Annotated in this window: 17 protein-coding genes; 12 read left to right on the top strand and 5 right to left on the bottom strand. The window is 63.7% G+C overall.

Annotated features, from left to right (window positions below; all coding sequences use genetic code 11):
• The first annotated feature begins 207 nt into the window (after positions 1–207).
• From CIC12_RS28195 to CIC12_RS28180, 4 genes are all read left to right on the top strand, one after another.
• On the top strand, positions 208–672 hold the full coding sequence (locus CIC12_RS28195) for an RbsD/FucU domain-containing protein (protein ID WP_168669234.1): 465 nt from the start codon (positions 208–210) through the stop codon (positions 670–672).
• A gap of 157 nt (positions 673–829) precedes the next feature.
• Complete coding sequence (locus CIC12_RS28190; protein WP_168669091.1) at positions 830–1,237, top strand: VOC family protein; 408 nt, start codon at positions 830–832, stop codon at positions 1,235–1,237.
• 216 nt (positions 1,238–1,453) lie between these two features.
• Positions 1,454–1,885 (top strand): DoxX family protein, encoded by a 432-nt coding sequence (locus tag CIC12_RS28185; RefSeq protein ID WP_168669089.1) that lies wholly within the window; start codon positions 1,454–1,456, stop codon positions 1,883–1,885.
• Positions 1,886–1,951: 66 nt separating this feature from the next.
• Positions 1,952–2,224 carry a hypothetical protein gene (locus CIC12_RS28180; RefSeq protein ID WP_121323304.1) on the top strand — a complete coding sequence of 91 codons (273 nt, stop codon included), beginning with the start codon at positions 1,952–1,954 and terminating at the stop codon, positions 2,222–2,224.
• Positions 2,225–2,388: 164 nt separating this feature from the next.
• On the opposite strand, the gene CIC12_RS28175 is transcribed toward CIC12_RS28180, so the two are convergent.
• Entirely contained in the window at positions 2,389–3,891 is a 1,503-nt protein-coding gene (locus tag CIC12_RS28175) for an MFS transporter (protein ID WP_168669087.1), read from the bottom strand.
• A gap of 182 nt (positions 3,892–4,073) precedes the next feature.
• Positions 4,074–5,375, bottom strand: coding sequence for an MFS transporter (locus tag CIC12_RS28170; RefSeq protein ID WP_168669085.1), 1,302 nt, complete (start codon positions 5,373–5,375; stop codon positions 4,074–4,076).
• 355 nt (positions 5,376–5,730) lie between these two features.
• Between CIC12_RS28170 and CIC12_RS28165 the strand changes: the two genes are divergently transcribed.
• Both CIC12_RS28165 and CIC12_RS28160 read left to right on the top strand, forming a co-directional pair.
• A complete protein-coding gene (locus CIC12_RS28165) occupies positions 5,731–6,465 on the top strand; it encodes a response regulator transcription factor (RefSeq protein WP_168669083.1) in 735 nt (244 codons plus the stop codon).
• Positions 6,466–7,380: 915 nt separating this feature from the next.
• On the top strand, positions 7,381–8,076 hold the full coding sequence (locus tag CIC12_RS28160; RefSeq protein WP_168669081.1) for a response regulator transcription factor: 696 nt from the start codon (positions 7,381–7,383) through the stop codon (positions 8,074–8,076).
• 91 nt (positions 8,077–8,167) lie between these two features.
• On the opposite strand, the gene CIC12_RS28155 is transcribed toward CIC12_RS28160, so the two are convergent.
• Positions 8,168–9,073, bottom strand: coding sequence for a dihydrodipicolinate synthase family protein (locus CIC12_RS28155; protein ID WP_168669079.1), 906 nt, complete (start codon positions 9,071–9,073; stop codon positions 8,168–8,170).
• A gap of 361 nt (positions 9,074–9,434) precedes the next feature.
• On the opposite strand from CIC12_RS28155, the gene CIC12_RS28150 reads away from it, so the two are divergent.
• The 6 genes from CIC12_RS28150 to CIC12_RS28125 all read left to right on the top strand — a co-directional run bounded on the left by CIC12_RS28150 (position 9,435) and on the right by CIC12_RS28125 (position 14,311).
• The gene (locus CIC12_RS28150; RefSeq protein ID WP_168669077.1) at positions 9,435–10,391 is read left to right on the top strand and encodes a 4-hydroxyproline epimerase; all 957 of its coding nucleotides are present in this window, start codon (positions 9,435–9,437) and stop codon (positions 10,389–10,391) included.
• Positions 10,388–11,515 carry an NAD(P)/FAD-dependent oxidoreductase gene (locus CIC12_RS28145; protein ID WP_168669231.1) on the top strand — a complete coding sequence of 376 codons (1,128 nt, stop codon included), beginning with the start codon at positions 10,388–10,390 and terminating at the stop codon, positions 11,513–11,515. The genes CIC12_RS28150 and CIC12_RS28145 overlap by 4 nt, the downstream gene beginning before the upstream one ends.
• Complete coding sequence (locus CIC12_RS28140) at positions 11,508–11,789, top strand: (2Fe-2S)-binding protein (protein WP_168669075.1); 282 nt, start codon at positions 11,508–11,510, stop codon at positions 11,787–11,789. The genes CIC12_RS28145 and CIC12_RS28140 overlap by 8 nt, the downstream gene beginning before the upstream one ends.
• Positions 11,786–13,072: an FAD-dependent oxidoreductase gene (locus CIC12_RS28135; RefSeq protein WP_168669073.1), complete on the top strand. Its 1,287-nt coding sequence runs from the start codon at positions 11,786–11,788 to the stop codon at positions 13,070–13,072. Before CIC12_RS28140 ends, CIC12_RS28135 begins: the two co-directional genes overlap by 4 nt.
• A gap of 131 nt (positions 13,073–13,203) precedes the next feature.
• A complete protein-coding gene (locus tag CIC12_RS28130; RefSeq protein WP_168669071.1) occupies positions 13,204–13,971 on the top strand; it encodes an AraC family transcriptional regulator in 768 nt (255 codons plus the stop codon).
• Positions 13,972–13,981: 10 nt separating this feature from the next.
• Entirely contained in the window at positions 13,982–14,311 is a 330-nt protein-coding gene (locus CIC12_RS28125; protein ID WP_168669069.1) for a hypothetical protein, read from the top strand.
• A 124-nt stretch (positions 14,312–14,435) separates the two neighbouring features.
• On the opposite strand, the gene CIC12_RS28120 is transcribed toward CIC12_RS28125, so the two are convergent.
• Complete coding sequence (locus CIC12_RS28120) at positions 14,436–14,696, bottom strand: hypothetical protein (protein ID WP_121323282.1); 261 nt, start codon at positions 14,694–14,696, stop codon at positions 14,436–14,438.
• A 155-nt stretch (positions 14,697–14,851) separates the two neighbouring features.
• Positions 14,852–15,184: a hypothetical protein gene (locus CIC12_RS28115; protein ID WP_168669067.1), complete on the bottom strand. Its 333-nt coding sequence runs from the start codon at positions 15,182–15,184 to the stop codon at positions 14,852–14,854.
• Positions 15,185–15,287 lie beyond the last annotated feature (103 nt).

Here is a 15,287-nt window from a genome sequence, read left to right as displayed (position 1 = left end):
GGCGGTGGTCAGCCGCGTTGCGCTGAGACTCGCAACGTTGCTTGCTACAATCGATCGTCGCAATGCGATGTGTGCGATGCAACGCGCTGCAGCCGCACGACCATATTCGGGCAGGCGCGAACCCAGCCGCGAGCTCGAGCGCATTGCGCTACCCAACCCGGACGGCTAGCCCGTCGATCGGGACCCACCGGACAACAAGGAGACACCGTGCTGAAGAATCTGGATCCGCTGCTGAACGCCGATATCCTGTATGCGCTGCGCTCGATGGGCCATGGCGACGAACTCGTCATCTGCGACGCCAATTTTCCGGGCACGTCGGTTGCGCAGGGGACCGTGCTCGGCAAGTTGCTTCACCTCGACGGCGTGAGTTCGCCGCGTGCGATTCGCGCGGTGCTCTCGGTGATGCCGCTGGACACGTTCATCGAGCAGCCCGCATCGCGCATGGAAGTGGTGGGCGAGCCGCATACGATACCTGCGGTGCAGCGCGAAGCCCAAGCCGAGGTCAACGCAGCGGAAGGGCGCGAGGTGCCGTTTGCCTCGATCGAACGCTTTGCTTTTTATGAGCGGGCGCGCAAGGCATATTGCGTGATCGCGACCGGCGAGGAGCGCGGCTATGGTTGCTTCGTCTTCACGAAAGGCGTCCTGCTCGCGCCGGATGCGCCCCGCTCGTGACTTGCGGAGCGCGAGCGCCATCACGTGAAGCGTAAGCCGCAAGGCACCTCGAGCTGCGCGCGGGGCGACGACCGCATACCGATTTCCGCTCTGCTCGCACCGGGCGTGCTGGCCTGATTCGCCGCGACCCTTCGCATTTCATTACGGTGAAGAACCCATGAGCTTCTCAGTAGACAGTCTCGATCATCTCGTTCTGAATGTTGCCGACATTGAAGCTAGCGCGACCTGGTACGCGCGCATGCTCGGTATGCAGCGCACCGAGTTCGCGTCGCGCACGGGTACGCGGGTGGCAATGACTTATGGCCATCAGAAGATAAACCTGCGCCCGACCACCGCCGACACCGTCGCATGGTTTACCAGCCGCGAGCCGGTGCCGGGCAGCGCCGACCTGTGCTTCGTGACCAACGCGAGCCCGGCCGACGTCAAGGCGCACTGGCTTGCCGAGGGCGTCGCAATCGAGGCCGGCCCCGTCGAGCGCGATGGCGCGCGCGGCAAGATGACCTCGGTGTATTGCCGCGATCCTGACGGCAATCTGATCGAAGTCGCGACCTATCCCGACGCCTAGCCACAGCGGCAACATGCGCATCCGCGATGCCTGTCCGAAGCGGCCGTTAGCGGCGCGCCCGGACGTGTTTTTCTTCTCCGCGGCCGAGTGCGTGTCGCGCCGCGCAATTCCGCGCGAGCTTGGAAAACGCGGCCATTGCACATATGCTCAGGTGCTAAGCGGGGAACTGCGGCTGCTCGGGCGGGTCTGCTGCTTATTCATCTACAGGAGTCCCTCATGTCGCGTCCCGTCGATTCCGGCGTTATTTTCGTTGCACGTATCGCCCTCGCCGTGCTGTTTCTGTGGGGTGGTGTGATGAAACTGCTGGGCTATGCGGGCTTTGTCGGCTATCTGCATTCGAAGGGCGTGCCGTTCGTGCAGGTTGCCGCGCCGATTGCGACCGCAGTCGAAGTGCTCGGCGGTCTGCTGCTGATCGTCGGTTTCAAGGTGCGCCCGCTTGCGCTGATTCTCGCGGTGTACACGGTGGCCACCGCGGTGCTGGGCCACGATTTCTGGAACGTGGTCGATCCCGCCTTGCAACGCGACATGGTGATTCATTTCTGGAAGAACATCGGCATTGCCGGCGGCTTCCTGCTGCTGTTCGTGACCGGTGCGGGACGCATGAGCGTCGACGGCGCGCGCGCGCCGCGCGGGGGCCTCGGTCTCTGATGCCGCACGTGGTTCGGCAATCGTCGCCTCGGCTTTCGATTCTGGCTGTCATCAAGGGAGCACATAATGATTCAAACTTTCGAGCAAACCATTGCTGGGACGGTCACGCAGTTGTGCGCCAGTCTCGGCGAAGGACCCACGCCGCATCGCGTGATCATCAGCCTCGCCGATTCGGCGAAGACGCTGGTGGTACTGGATGCATCCGGGTTCATCAGCGCGATCAAGGCCGAAATCGAGGAGCCGGAGAAATTGATCGCCGACGCGATCACCAAGGCGCAGAGCGAAGGACTGATCGAGCGCGCGATCGATACCGGCGTGATTCAGGAAGCGACGTTATAAGCGGGTGGTGTCGACGCGTGTTGCGTGACACCCACCGTTGCTCTTCAAGGTGCCCATTACTATGCCGCGTCGTGCGCAAGCATCGCGGGGAGGGTTTTTTAGCGCGAACAGGACGGCGAAGTTGACGGCCGCGAAGACCGGAAGCGCCACTCTGACTCAAACCCTCAACGAGATTCGCCGACTTGCGTCGAGTCCCGTTCTTGGGCGGTCTGCGGGGAGCCAGCGGCCGCGGCGTGCGGCTCGGGATCCACGAGGCAGCTCAATACGCCGCCCACCACCAGCAAACCGACTGAAATCACGGTCGAAGCCTGCATCCCCGTGACGATCTGCGTCGCCGTCACGCCGCTCGCCAACGCGCCGAAGGCGGCCACGCCCACCGCGCCGCCCGCTTGCCGCGCCGTGTTCAATACAGCGGACGCTGTGCCCGCGCGTTGGGCGTCGGTCGACGCCAATACGGCGGTGGTCATCGCCGGGACCGCGAGGCCCATGCCCGAGGGAATCAGCAGGAACGGCAACAGCAAGGCGATGAGCGGGGCGGCGGCATCGACCTGATGCAGCAGGCCGTAGCCGAGACCGGCGGTGATCGCACCGAGGATCATCGGCACGCGCACGCCGAAGCGGCCGATCACCCAGCCGCTCGCCACGTTCGAGAGCAGAAAGCCGCCCGTCAACGGCAGAAACGCGAGCCCCGCCTGCAACGGGGTGTAGCCGCGCACGCGCTGCAGATAAAGACTCAGCACGAACACCATCCCGTAGTACGTCAGATTCACGCAGATACCGAACAGAACGGCCGCGCTGAACGTGCGCTTTCTGAATAGCGAAAGCGGCAGCATCGGCGCCGCGACGCGCGCTTCCACGGCGACGAACGCTCCGGCCGCGAGCAGCGCGACGACAAAACCGCCGGCCACGAGCGGGTGGCCGAGCCCCAGCGGCCGCCATTCGATCACCGCGGCGACAAAGGTGGTCAGCGCGACGATCGCGAGACACTGGCCGCCCAGATCGATGCCGCCCAGATCGATGCCGCGCGGGTCGACGTCGGCGTTTCTGCCGGCACCGATTGCTGGCGGGCTTCGACGTTCGGCTTGGGGCCGCGGCGCCCAGAGCAGGGTCGCCAGCAGACCGGCCGCGCAAATCGGCAGATTGACGAGAAAAATGGCGCGCCAGCCGAATGCCGCGATCAGCAGACCGCCGACAACCGGTCCGGCCGCGATGGAGATCGCGCCCGCGGCGGTCCACAGGCCGACGGCGCGCGCCCTCAGTTTGGGATCGTGTCCATACGACTGATTGAGCAAGGCCAGCGAGTTCGGCAGCATCGCGGCGGCGCCGATGCCCTGCAATGCTCGCGCGGCGACCAGCATCGTGGCGTCGAGCGCGAGGCCACAGGCGAGCGACGCGAGCGCGAACAGGACGATTCCGGCCGCGTACATGCGTCGCGCGCCGAAGCGGTCGCCGAGCGCGCCGGCCGACAGCATCAGCACCGCGAAGGCGAGCGTGTAGGCGTCGACGACCCATTGCAGGCCCGCGACGCTCGCGTGCAGGTCCGCGCCAATTCCCGGCAGCGCGATGTTGACGATGGTGACGTCGAGTTGCGTGACGACGAAACCGACACTGACGGTCGCCAGAACGCGGCCGAGGGCAGGCGAAAGGGGGAAGGTTGGCGAGTTCATGCGCTACATCGTAGGCCCGATGCGGCGCACCATGTTTCGGGGCGGCGTGAAGTATGGATGTTGGTGGAGGGGCGTGTCCGGCGTGGCAGCCAGCAACCGGAAACCCAAACAACGACGGCGCGCCCAAAGGCGCGCCGTCGTCGCGTAACAGCTCGGTCATCCAGGATCGTGCACCGCCCGGCTCAAGCCGCCCGCGGCGCCTCCTTGATGAACAGCGTCGTCAACGCTCCGAGAATGCAGATCGCCCCGACATACATCGGCGCGGCCATCGGGTTCGACTTCATCATCAGCGACACCGCGATCGGCGTGAGTCCGCCGAACACCGCATAGGCGACGTTATACGAGAACGAAATGCCGGAGAAGCGCACGACGGGCGGAAACGCCTTGACCATCACGAACGGAATCGCACCGATCACGCCGACGAACAGTCCGGCCACCGCGTACAGCGGCAGCAGCGCCGAGGTATCGACGGCGAGTTGCTGGAACATCACGTAGTACGTCACGGCCAGCGCGAGGCCGCCGATGAAAATCGTGCGCCCCGCGCCGATGCGCCCGGCGATCGAGCCAGCCATCACGCAGCCGATCGTCAGGCACAGTGTCGCCACGCAGTTCGCCAGCAGCGCCGTGGCCGGCGCGATGTGAAACTGCTTTTGCAGCAGCGTCGGCGTCATCAGAATCACGACGACGATCGCGGCCGACAGCATCCACGTCAGCAGCATCGACACGATCACGGCGCGGCCGTGGTCGCGCAGCACGGCCTTGAGCGGCACTTCCGCGGCGATCGCCTTGCGTTGCTTGAGTTCGGCGAACACCGGCGTTTCATGCAGCCAGCGGCGCAGATAAACCGAGAACATGCCGAACACGCCGCCCACGAGGAACGGCACGCGCCACGCGTACGCGGAGATTTCCTCCGGTGCGAAGTGGTGGTTCACTGCCGACGCGATCAGCGAGCCCAGCAGGATGCCCGCCGTGAGGCCAGCCGTCAGCGTGCCGCAGGCATAGCCGATGTGCCGCTGCGGCACATGCTCGGAGACGAACACCCAGGCGCCCGGCACTTCGCCGCCGACCGCCGCGCCCTGCATCACACGGAACAGAAGCAGCAGCACAGGCGCCATCACGCCGATGCTGGCGTAGGTGGGCAGCAGACCCATCATCAGCGTCGGCACCGACATCAGCAACACGCTCAGCGTGAACATGCGCTTGCGGCCGAACAGGTCGCCGAAGTGCGCCATGATGATGCCGCCTAGCGGCCGCGCGAGATAGCCGGCCGCGAAGATGCCGAAGGTCTGCACCTGGCGCAACCAGTCAGGCATCGCGGCTGGGAAGAACAGTTGGCCGATCGCCGGCGCGAAGAACACGAAGATGATGAAGTCGTAGAACTCGAGCGCGCCGCCGAGCGCGGCGAGACCGAGCGTTTTATAGTCGCTGCGCCCAAGAGGGCGTGGGGTGACAGCCTGCGCTCCACCCAGATTTGTCGCTTGCATTGCTATGTCGTTGTTTTGAAATGGGAAGCCACACGTAGCGCGTGGAAATACGGCGGTCGTCGGGCGAGAAGTGTGGCAGGCGCTGGGTAGAGCACGGGACACCGGCGCGCCGCCCGGGTAGGACGAACGCGATGACGACTAGGGCCAGGCCGGGATTTTACAGGATGGAAGCAGCTCGCTTCGGGAAGTGCTTAATTCGATGGAAGAAAGTTCCCTGGAGCAGGGCTTTTTGGGAGTGCTCTGAATCGTCGTCGCGGCACCGGCTCCTTAAATATGAAAATTAAGAATGCTCCTATGGGATAGAGACGACATGCCCTGGAGAATGGCGTCCCAGCTATCCCGTTGAGAGCCACCCATGCGCGTTGCTGTACTTCAGCGTGACCCGGTCATGCGTTTGTCGATCGAACAAGCTCTTGTGAGAGCCGGCCATGCCTGTGTGGCTTATGACGACGGTCTTGCCATGTCGAAGGCGCTCGCTCGTTCCACGGTGGATCTGCTGGTACTGGACTGGCACGGCATCCGTTTGTCGGGTGCCGAAGTGCTGAGGTCGGTGCGCGCGGTTGGCGACGGCCGCCTGCCCGTCATGTTCGCATCGAGCGACACGTTGGAAGAGAGCATGGTGCGTGCCTTCGCCAATGGCGCGGACGATTACGTCGCGTTGCCGTTGCGCCCGGCCGAGTTCCGCGAGCGCGTCGCGGCATTGTTGCGGCGCGCGTATCCGGATCGCCTCGGCGGCGCGAGCTTCCAGGTTGGGCCCTATCATTTCGATACGCGTCGGCAGCTTGTCATGCTGCGCGATCAGCCGGTGCCGCTATCCGGCACTCAGTACCGGCTGGCGACACTCTTCTTTTCCAACATTGGCCGCGTGATGTCGCGCGACCATATCTTCGCCATGGTCTGGGGCCGTGAGTTCCGTGAGTTCACCCGCACGATCGACAGCCACGTGTCGCGGCTGCGTTTGTTACTCGAAATCGAGCCGCAGAACGAATTTCGTCTGCAACCGGTTTATAAGAGCGGTTACAGGCTGCTGCATTTGCGTCAAGCTGAATCGGATGAAGAATGCGACGCCTTGCCGAAACGGGCTGCTTGAGATCGTTCAGGTTGTGTTGAGTCGATTCGATTTTGGGGAGACTGGGAGGGGCGGAATTTTTTTAGGTTTTGCTTGATGCGGCGCGCAGTGAAGGATCTCGCCGGAAAGATCTGCGTTGCACTTCCAATATCACCATCAGTTCGATCGAACTTCGCACCGAGCTTATCAGGAGATGTTCTCTCCCGGAGACCGGCGGCTGCTTCGATTGATGCCAAGTGTCGCAAAAGGGCGACTTTAAGACCATTAGATGTCTTTTTCCTCAACGCAATGTGGCGAACAAGGTGTCGCGTCGGCACCTCCTGTTTCGCACGATGCGGCTACATAGGACTGCTGTGAGCAATCGTTGATCGAGCTAATACTCTTGCTTGCGTTCCGGTCGACTACCAAGAAGAGGACCAATATCCCAAGCGAAATGAGAATGTACTCGACAACGTTTAGAAACGGGTAGTGCATCGATAACAGGACGAGGAAACACAAATGACGGGACTGCGAGGGCACATCGTATAAAGACTTTCTGCTCTCAGAGCGTTGGCACTTTCCATGCTAACAGCGCGCCCGTAACGTTGCTGTCAACGATTGACAGATCGCTGCCGCAAAGTTTCTGTGCAATGGAATGAATGGTTTGCCTGGAGTCACTTCGTTTGTCGGCGTGGAAGGAAAGGCTTTCGCGGGCCGAGCGCCGTCATCAACCATGGTGTCTTTACTCTGCCTGCCAGAACGGGGGGCGAAATATCCGTGTCAAAACGTGAATCATCGTAGACTCGTTCGCCATCCTTACCTGTTCGTTGAGCGCAATCATGAAGGATTGAATGTCAGGCAGCGGCTACCGCTGTCTTCACGACGACAAACGTTAACCGAATGATGCGCTTTTGCAGAATGCAAAAGGCGAATGCTGGACGATCGTAGGAAGTTATTATGAAGGTCGCTGTACTTGAGGACTGCAGGGAGATTCGGGAGTTTGTCTCTCACCAACTGACAGGCGCAGGCTATCAATGTCAGGAGTTTGTCGACAGTAGCGCGTTGCTGCACGAGTTGCGGCGGCAGACGTTTGACCTTCTGGTGCTCGATTGGATGCTTCCGGACAGGCCTGGGACGGAAGTGCTTCATTGGGTTCGAGCGAACCTTCCACGCACGCTTGCGGTCCTGTTTCTGACATCACGTGCGAGCGATGACGACATGTCATCGATCCTGAACTCGGGGGCTGATGACTATCTCGTCAAACCGATCACATCGGCCATGCTGCTGGCGCGCACTCGCGCGCTTTTACGGCGATGTTCCGCGCCGATCGACTTGTCTGGTCCGCAGATTTTTGACGATTTCGAGTTCCACTCCGGACGCGGAGAACTACGATTGCGTGGCGCACTCATATCGTTGACGCCAAAACAGTTTGCGCTCGCCTTGCTCCTGTTCCAGCATCTGGATGCGCCGTTACCGAACGCGCAGATTATCGAGGCGGTGTGGAGAAGGGCGCCCGACGAGCCAGCGTTGCGGACGTTGAGCACGCACGCCTCGATGCTCCGAACAAAGCTGGGCCTCCGACCACAGAATGGCTATCGCCTAATGCCGTTGTATGGCTACGGATATAGATTGCAACGTGTGCTATCTGGTTGATTCAAATATCTCGCTGCAACGCGAGGCTCATGGGGTGCTGGTCCTCGTCGCACAGGCTCGCCACGTGCGGCGGCTAACCCCTCCTGCCGCCTCAAACGGCTGGCAGCGTCGGCCGTGTTTCGATCGCGCGGCGAATCAGCGCTTCGACCGCCTTGCGTTCGTCGCCCGCGAGCGCAAGACGAGGCGGGCGCACGGGCTCGGTGCCCAAACCGACGATCGTCTCGGCCAGTTTGATGTTCTGCACGAGCTTCGGCGATACGTCGAGCGCGAGGAGCGGCGCGAACCAGCGATAGATCGCGCGGGCTTCTTCGAGGCGTCCCGCTGTCAGCAGCTTGTAAATCGCCACCGTCTCGTGCGGAAACGCGCATACCAGACCGGCGACCCAACCGTGCGCGCCCATCAGCATCGCTTCCATCGCGAGGTTGTCGACGCCGCAAAGAATCGCGAAGCGGTCACCGACCACGTTGATCAGATCCGTCACGCGCCGCACATCGCCGCATGATTCCTTGATTGCGACGATCTTCTTTTCGTCGGCGATTTCCGCAAACATGTCGGGCGTCATGTCGACGCCGTAGGCGAGCGGATTGTTGTAGATCATCAGTGGCAGCGCGCTCGCATCGGCGACGCTGCGAAAGTGGTTGAGCGTCTCGCGTCGGTCAGACAGATAACGCAGCCCCGGCAACACCATATAACCCGCTGCGCCATGCTTGCTGCCGGCTTCGGCCTGGCGGCAGGCGTCGAGCGTGCTGTTTTCGGCGATCGTCAACAGCACCGGCACGCGGCCGCGCGCAGCGTCGACGGCAACGTCGAGCACCTGCAGCTTTTCGTCGAGCGATAACGTCGACGCCTCACCCAGCGAGCCGCACACGATGATGCCGTCCACGCCCGCATTGATCTGCGCTTCGATGTTTTGGCCGGTCCACCCACGGTCTATGCTGAAATCCGCGTGGAACTTGGTGGTGACTGCCGGCAATACGCCTTCCCAGATATGCGCCACGACTGCTCTCCCGAGTGTGATATGTCGAAGCGAAGTGTAAGCAGGGAAAATGTTGCTGTCTTGCGTGAAGCGCGCGCGGCGGATGACGATTTGGGCATAGTCGATCGATGTATGAAGACGTGGTTTTACCGCGGGAATCAAGTTGCAAAGCGCATTGGCGGCAGCACCCGTCATTAGTCGAAAGCAGGTGAGTAAAGCCGTCCATCCACGGTCGCCGTGATATCCGACGCATACTGCCCGCAAGGGCGCGCCGCGCGAGCGTTCTCCACGAGCGCACCCGTATCCTCGCTTCACCGCTATGCCGAAATCGTCACAATCCACGCGCACGCTCACCAAGACCCGCATGCTCGCCGTTCCTACCATGAGCGTCATGAAAACGTTGAATATCATCGATTCGCACACAGGCGGTGAACCGACCCGTCTGGTGGTATCAGGTGGCCCCGAGCTCGGCGGCGGCACGCTCGCGCAACGGCTCGACATCTTCCGCACGCGCTTCGATGACTGGCGCGCGGGCATCGTCACCGAGCCGCGCGGTTCGGACGTGGTGGTCGGTGCGCTGCTGTGCGAGCCGGACGACGCCAGGTGCGCGGCCGCTGTGATCTTCTTCAACAACGTTGGCTATCTCGGCATGTGCGGACATGGAACGATCGGGCTCGTCGTGTCGCTCGCGCATATGGGACGGATCGGCGCCGGGCATCACCGGATCGAGACGCCGGTCGGCGTGGTCGAAGCGATGCTTAACGACGACGGCAGCGTCGCCGTGCGCAACGTGCCGGCCTATCGCTATCGTGCAGCGGTGCGCGTCGATGTGCCCGGTTGTGGCACGTTGACCGGCGATATCGGCTGGGGCGGCAACTGGTTTTTTCTCGTCGCCGATCATGGGCGCTTACTGGACGCGTCGGATGTTCGTGAGCTGACCGCGTTCAGTTCGGCGATTCGCGATGCGCTGATCGCCCAGCAAATCACCGGGGCGGATGGCGCGCTGATCGACCACATCGAACTCTTCGGACCCGGTTCGCGCGACGGCATCGACAGCCGCAGCTTCGTGCTGTGTCCCGGCAATGCATACGACCGCTCGCCGTGCGGCACCGGCACCAGCGCGAAAGTCGCGTGTCTCGCGGCCGACGGCAAGCTGGCCGAGGGCGCGGTGTGGCGGCAGGAAAGCATTATTGGCAGCGTGTTCGAAGCGAGCTACGTTCAGGCGGGCGACGGCCTCTCGGTGATTCCCACCATCACGGGCCATGCGCACATCATGGCGGAAGGACGGATCTGTTTCGACGAGCGCGATCCATTCGCGTGGGGCATTCGCACGGCATGAGCGCGGACGCGGTGATCGTCGGGGCCGGTATTGTCGGCGCTGCATGCGCGGCGGAACTGGCCGCGCTCGGCATGCGGGTCGACGTGCTCGACGCCGGGCGCATCGGCGGCGGCGCGACGGCGGCGGGTATGGGCCATATCGTCGTGATGAACGACTCGCCCGCGGAATTCGCGCTGAGCCGCTATTCTCGCGATTTGTGGCTCACACTCGCGCCGCAGTTGCGCGCGCGCGACGCGTTTGCGCGTTGTGGCACGCTGTGGGCCGCCGCCGACGAAGAGGAATGGGAGGCCGCCCGCGCGATGCGGGCGGCGTTCGAAGCGCAGGGCGTCGCCGCCCAACTGCTGAGCGCAGCTGAACTGCGCGACTGCGAGCCGGCATTGGCCGCGTCGTTGACAGGCGGCTTGCGTATCGAGCACGACAGCATCGTGTATGCGCCCACCGCCGCCGGGTGGCTGCTGACGCAATCGCCCAATGCTGCGAGCATCCACGTGCGGCTCGCAGCGCCGGTTGCGTCGGTCCACGCGGGCGGCGTCACGCTGGCCGACGGCGAGCGCATCGGCGCGGCGCATGTGATCGTGGCCAACGGGCTCGGCGCGCGGCAACTCGTGCCGCGACTGCCCCTGCAAGCGAAGAAGGGACATCTGCTGATCACCGACCGCTATCCTGGACTGATCCGTCATCAGCTGCTTGAGCTCGGCTATATCAAGAGCGCGCACCACGCGGCCGGTACGTCGGTGGCATTCAATGTGCAACCGCGGCCCACGGGGCAACTGTTGATCGGCTCGTCACGCCAGTTCGACACCAACGATCCCGCCGTCGAAATGCCTGTACTCGCGCAGATGCTGCAACGCGCCGCGCGCTATCTGCCGGTGCTGCCGACGCTCAACGGCATTCGCGCGTGGACCGGCTTTCGCGCGGCCTCGCCGGACGGATTGCCGCTGATCGGACCGGCTGGCGAGTTTGCGCCCGGTGTGTGGCTCGCTGTCGGTCACGAGGGGCTGGGCGTGACGACCTCGCTCGCCACCGCCAGACTACTCGCCGCGCAGATCACGGCGAGCGCCATGCCGATTCCCGTGGAACCTTATTTGCCCATCCGTTTCGTCGAGCAGGTGGCTCATGACTGACGCAGACGCTGACACGGCCCGCATCCGTTTGACCATCGATGGCCGGAGTATCGATGTCGAAGCCGGCACGACCGTGGCCGCCGCACTCGTTCTCGCGGGTGTGAAGAGTTCGCGGCTCTCGGTCGGCGGCGAGCGTCGCAGTGCGTTGTGCGGTATGGGCGTGTGCCAGGAGTGCCGCGTTTCGATCGATGGCCGGTCACATGCGCTGGCTTGCCAGACACTGTGCCGCGCAGGCCAGATCATCCACACGCACGACGCGGCGCTCACGCGATGACGCTGCACTTCGACATCGTCGTGGCCGGCAGCGGGCCTGCGGGCCTGAACGCCGCACACGCAGCGTTGCGCGAAAACGCCACGGTCGCGCTGATCGACGACAATCCGCGCGCCGGTGGCCAGATATGGCGGCAAGGTCCGGGGCAGGCGCCGCAAGCGCCGCTGCGCACGCTTCTCGTTGCATTGAAACGGCAGAGCAAGCTTACCCACTGGCCATCGACTCGCGTAATCGCACCACTGGCTTCGCGCGGCTTGTTGCTCGAATCGGCGGAACTGGGTGGTGTGTGCATCAGCTATGACCGATTGATCCTCGCGACCGGTGCGCGTGAGCGGCTTTTACCGTTCGCGGGCTGGACCTTGCCCGGCGTCACCGGCGCAGGCGCGTTGCAGGCGCTGATCAAAGGCGGCATGCCGGTGCGTGACGAACGGATCGTGATCGCCGGCAGCGGTCCCTTGCTGATCGCCGCACTCGCCACAGCGCGCGCGGCCGGTGCGCGGGTGGTAGCGGTGGTGGAGCAGGCGCCGGCGTTCGAGGTCGCGCGCTTCGGCGCTTCACTGCTGACCGAGCCTGCGAAGTTGCGGCAGGCGCTCGGCATGACGCGTGGTTTCGCAGGGCTGCGTTACTGGACCGGCAGTATCGTGCGCGAGGTGCAGGGCGCGGGCCGCGTGCAGCGAGCGATCATTCGGCGTGGCGGCCAGCCGGAGGTGGCGCTCGATTGCGAGCGCGTCGCTTGCGGCTACGGACTCGTGCCGAACATCACGCTCGCGCAGGCGCTCGGCTGCGCGATCAGCGACGCGGGCGAGATCGTCGTCGACGGCGAGCAGCGCACGTCGGTCGACTGTGTGTTTGCGGCAGGCGAATGCACTGGCATCGGCGGCGCCGAACTGGCGTGTGTCGAGGGCGAGATCGCCGGGCTCGCGGCGAGCGGCGCTGCCGCTGCAAAGCGCGCGGCGCTGCATTCGACACGGGCGCGCTGGCGCCGCTTCGGCCGACGCGTCAACACCGCCTTCGCGTTGCAGGACGCCGCGCGCACGCCGCCCGCCGATGCCACGCTGCTGTGCCGTTGCGAAGACGTGAGCCTCGGCGAGGTGCGCCACTGCGCGGACTGGCGCGAGGCCAAGCTGCATACGCGTTGCGGTATGGGCGCGTGCCAGGGACGAATCTGCGGCGCGGCGGCGAGCGTGTACTTCGGTTGGCCGGCCGCCGCGCCGCGTCCCCCGTTCAGTCCGGCGCAAATCGGCACGTTGATGACGCCTGGCGCGCAGCCGCCGCCGGGTGACTGACGTTGCCGCACGCACACGTCGCCGGATGGCTCCGGATATTGTCGGCTCAAGCGCCGCTTTATAATCGACCAACTGCGCCAAAGCGATTCGCGAATACGCCTTTTCAGCAACGGACCAACGGGACCCGCACGATGAACACACTCGCTCATCCGCTCGAACCGGACAATGCCACGCTGTCGGACATGCTGTCGCACTTCAGGTTGCTCGAGCCGGTGTTCGACGCGATGCCGGACGTCGTGTTCTTCGTGAAGGATGCCGACGCGCGTTATGCGCTCGTCAATCGCACGCTGGCGTCGCGTTGCGGCTTCAAGGAAAAGTCTGCGCTGCTTGGCAAAACCGCCGAGGATGTGTTCCCGCGCCGCTTCGGGCGGATTTACACGGCGCAAGACAAGGCGATCATCGGCGTCGGCAGCCAGATGCTGGACCAACTGGAATTGCACCTGTATCCCGGCCGCCAGCCTGGCTGGTGTCTCACGTGCAAGCAGCCGCTGCGGGATCCCGCGGGGAAGGTGGTCGGGCTCGCCGGCACTTCCCGCGATCTGAAAGCGGACGAAAGCAGCCACCCGGCCTACAGCCGGCTTGCAGCAGTCGTGCAGTCGATCCAGCAAAACTACGTGCAGCCGTTGAATCTGAAGCAGCTCGCTGCGATGGCGGATATGTCGGTCGCGCAACTGGAGCGCTACTTTCATAAAGTGTTTCATCTGACGCCGCGTCAGGTGCTGTTGAAAACGCGTCTGGACGCGGCCACCGCACTGCTGGTCTCGCACGACAAGGTCACCGATGTCGCCGCCCTCTGCGGCTACACCGACCACAGCGCATTCACGCGGCAATTCAAGGCGACCGTCGGCGTCACGCCGAGCGAATACCGGATGCTGCTGCACGGCACCTCGCGGAGTTGAACCGCCGCCCATGGTTCGTCGCAAGCATCACTACTGCGTGTACGTCGTCGCGCTCGACGACGCGGTCTGGAACGAGGCGCGCTTTCGCCGCGCCAATCCGGACTACCGGTTCGACAAGCCTTGCGTGTACGTGGGGATGACGGGACTGGACCCTGACTTGCGCTTTGACCGGCATAAGGCCGGCATTCAGGCGAACCGCTATGTGCGCGATTACGGCTTGCGTCTTGTGCCTGAACTATACGAAGTGTTCAATCCCATGCCTTACCGCGGCGCACAGGATATGGAAGTGGAACTGGCGATCGGGCTGCGCGAAGCGGGATACGGTGTGTGGCAGGCTTGAACCGGGTGGGAGTGAGTGTGGATGCTTGGGTGCCCGGCGCGTGAACGGGCCGAAACGCGTTGACACCGGCACGTCGGGTCTCTTGCCTGGACGCGCGAGTCGGCGGCCTAAGGCGCGGCTCGCGTTACTTGACGCCGAGCCCGCGCAGCACTGCATTGCCCTCGCGCGTCAGGCGGATATGCGATGAACCAGCGTCGCCGGAAACCGTTTCGATCAGACCGGCTTCGTGGAGCAGAGGAATCTCAGGTTTCGCGGACGCGTCGATCGGCGCGTGCAACAGCAGTAGCAGCGTCGCCAGTTCGTGATGGCTCAGCAGACGGCGCAATATGGTGGGGCGCTTTGCCGGCGCTGGCGTGTCGTTCGTGTTGGGATCGGACTGGTTCATGGTGCGCACCTCGTGCGGGGTCGTGTCCGGGGGATCATGCGGACGGAGTCTTAAACGATTCTTAAGACTTCATTGTCCTGTAACACCGTGACATGAACATTGCAACGGGACAACTTTCCAGGCGTCCCGCTTACGGTTCCTTAACCCGCAAACCCTTACGGCGCGCAGGTTTTGCCGGCCGACTCCAGCCACAGATTGTTGACATGGCGCTTGCCCGCATAGAAACGGTAAGTGGTGGCGCCATTGTCGCTGCGCACCTTGATGATGTTCGAATCGCCGAAATCGAGCATCTGGCCTTGCGGGATCGCAGTGGATTTGAACGCGGCGTCGTGGCGGGTGGCCACTTGGGTCAGGCAGGCGACGACGTCGTTGACGGAACGCTGCGTGGTGGTGTCCGTGACGGGCTCGCCGGCGTCCGGATTCTTCTGAAAGTACGCGCAAGCGCTGAGGAGCAGGGGAACTGACAGGACTGCGGCAAACTTCTTCATATCTCTCCTGGCGTTTCATTCGGCCGACAGGGATGTGACCCCCGTATGTGGCGCGGCCGCGCGGCGTGCGCCGCAAAAATCAGGCGCCATTATATCGGGACGG

The organism is Paraburkholderia sp. SG-MS1, assembly GCF_012275575.1.
Taxonomy (GTDB): Bacteria; Pseudomonadota; Gammaproteobacteria; order Burkholderiales; family Burkholderiaceae; genus Paraburkholderia.
This window is presented reverse-complemented; position numbering and strand designations above follow the sequence as displayed.

Coding starts and splice junctions, on each gene's coding strand:
- CIC12_RS28135 (WP_168669073.1), top strand. CDS start 11,786: ATGACGCTGCACTTCGACATCGTCGTGGCCGGCAGCGGGCCTGCGGGC.
- CIC12_RS28165 (WP_168669083.1), top strand. CDS start 5,731: ATGCGCGTTGCTGTACTTCAGCGTGACCCGGTCATGCGTTTGTCGATC.
- CIC12_RS28145 (WP_168669231.1), top strand. CDS start 10,388: ATGAGCGCGGACGCGGTGATCGTCGGGGCCGGTATTGTCGGCGCTGCA.
- CIC12_RS28125 (WP_168669069.1), top strand. CDS start 13,982: ATGGTTCGTCGCAAGCATCACTACTGCGTGTACGTCGTCGCGCTCGAC.
- CIC12_RS28170 (WP_168669085.1), bottom strand. CDS start 5,375: ATGCAAGCGACAAATCTGGGTGGAGCGCAGGCTGTCACCCCACGCCCT.
- CIC12_RS28160 (WP_168669081.1), top strand. CDS start 7,381: ATGAAGGTCGCTGTACTTGAGGACTGCAGGGAGATTCGGGAGTTTGTC.
- CIC12_RS28175 (WP_168669087.1), bottom strand. CDS start 3,891: ATGAACTCGCCAACCTTCCCCCTTTCGCCTGCCCTCGGCCGCGTTCTG.
- CIC12_RS28190 (WP_168669091.1), top strand. CDS start 830: ATGAGCTTCTCAGTAGACAGTCTCGATCATCTCGTTCTGAATGTTGCC.
- CIC12_RS28180 (WP_121323304.1), top strand. CDS start 1,952: ATGATTCAAACTTTCGAGCAAACCATTGCTGGGACGGTCACGCAGTTG.
- CIC12_RS28120 (WP_121323282.1), bottom strand. CDS start 14,696: ATGAACCAGTCCGATCCCAACACGAACGACACGCCAGCGCCGGCAAAG.
- CIC12_RS28130 (WP_168669071.1), top strand. CDS start 13,204: ATGAACACACTCGCTCATCCGCTCGAACCGGACAATGCCACGCTGTCG.
- CIC12_RS28150 (WP_168669077.1), top strand. CDS start 9,435: ATGAGCGTCATGAAAACGTTGAATATCATCGATTCGCACACAGGCGGT.
- CIC12_RS28185 (WP_168669089.1), top strand. CDS start 1,454: ATGTCGCGTCCCGTCGATTCCGGCGTTATTTTCGTTGCACGTATCGCC.
- CIC12_RS28115 (WP_168669067.1), bottom strand. CDS start 15,184: ATGAAGAAGTTTGCCGCAGTCCTGTCAGTTCCCCTGCTCCTCAGCGCT.
- CIC12_RS28140 (WP_168669075.1), top strand. CDS start 11,508: ATGACTGACGCAGACGCTGACACGGCCCGCATCCGTTTGACCATCGAT.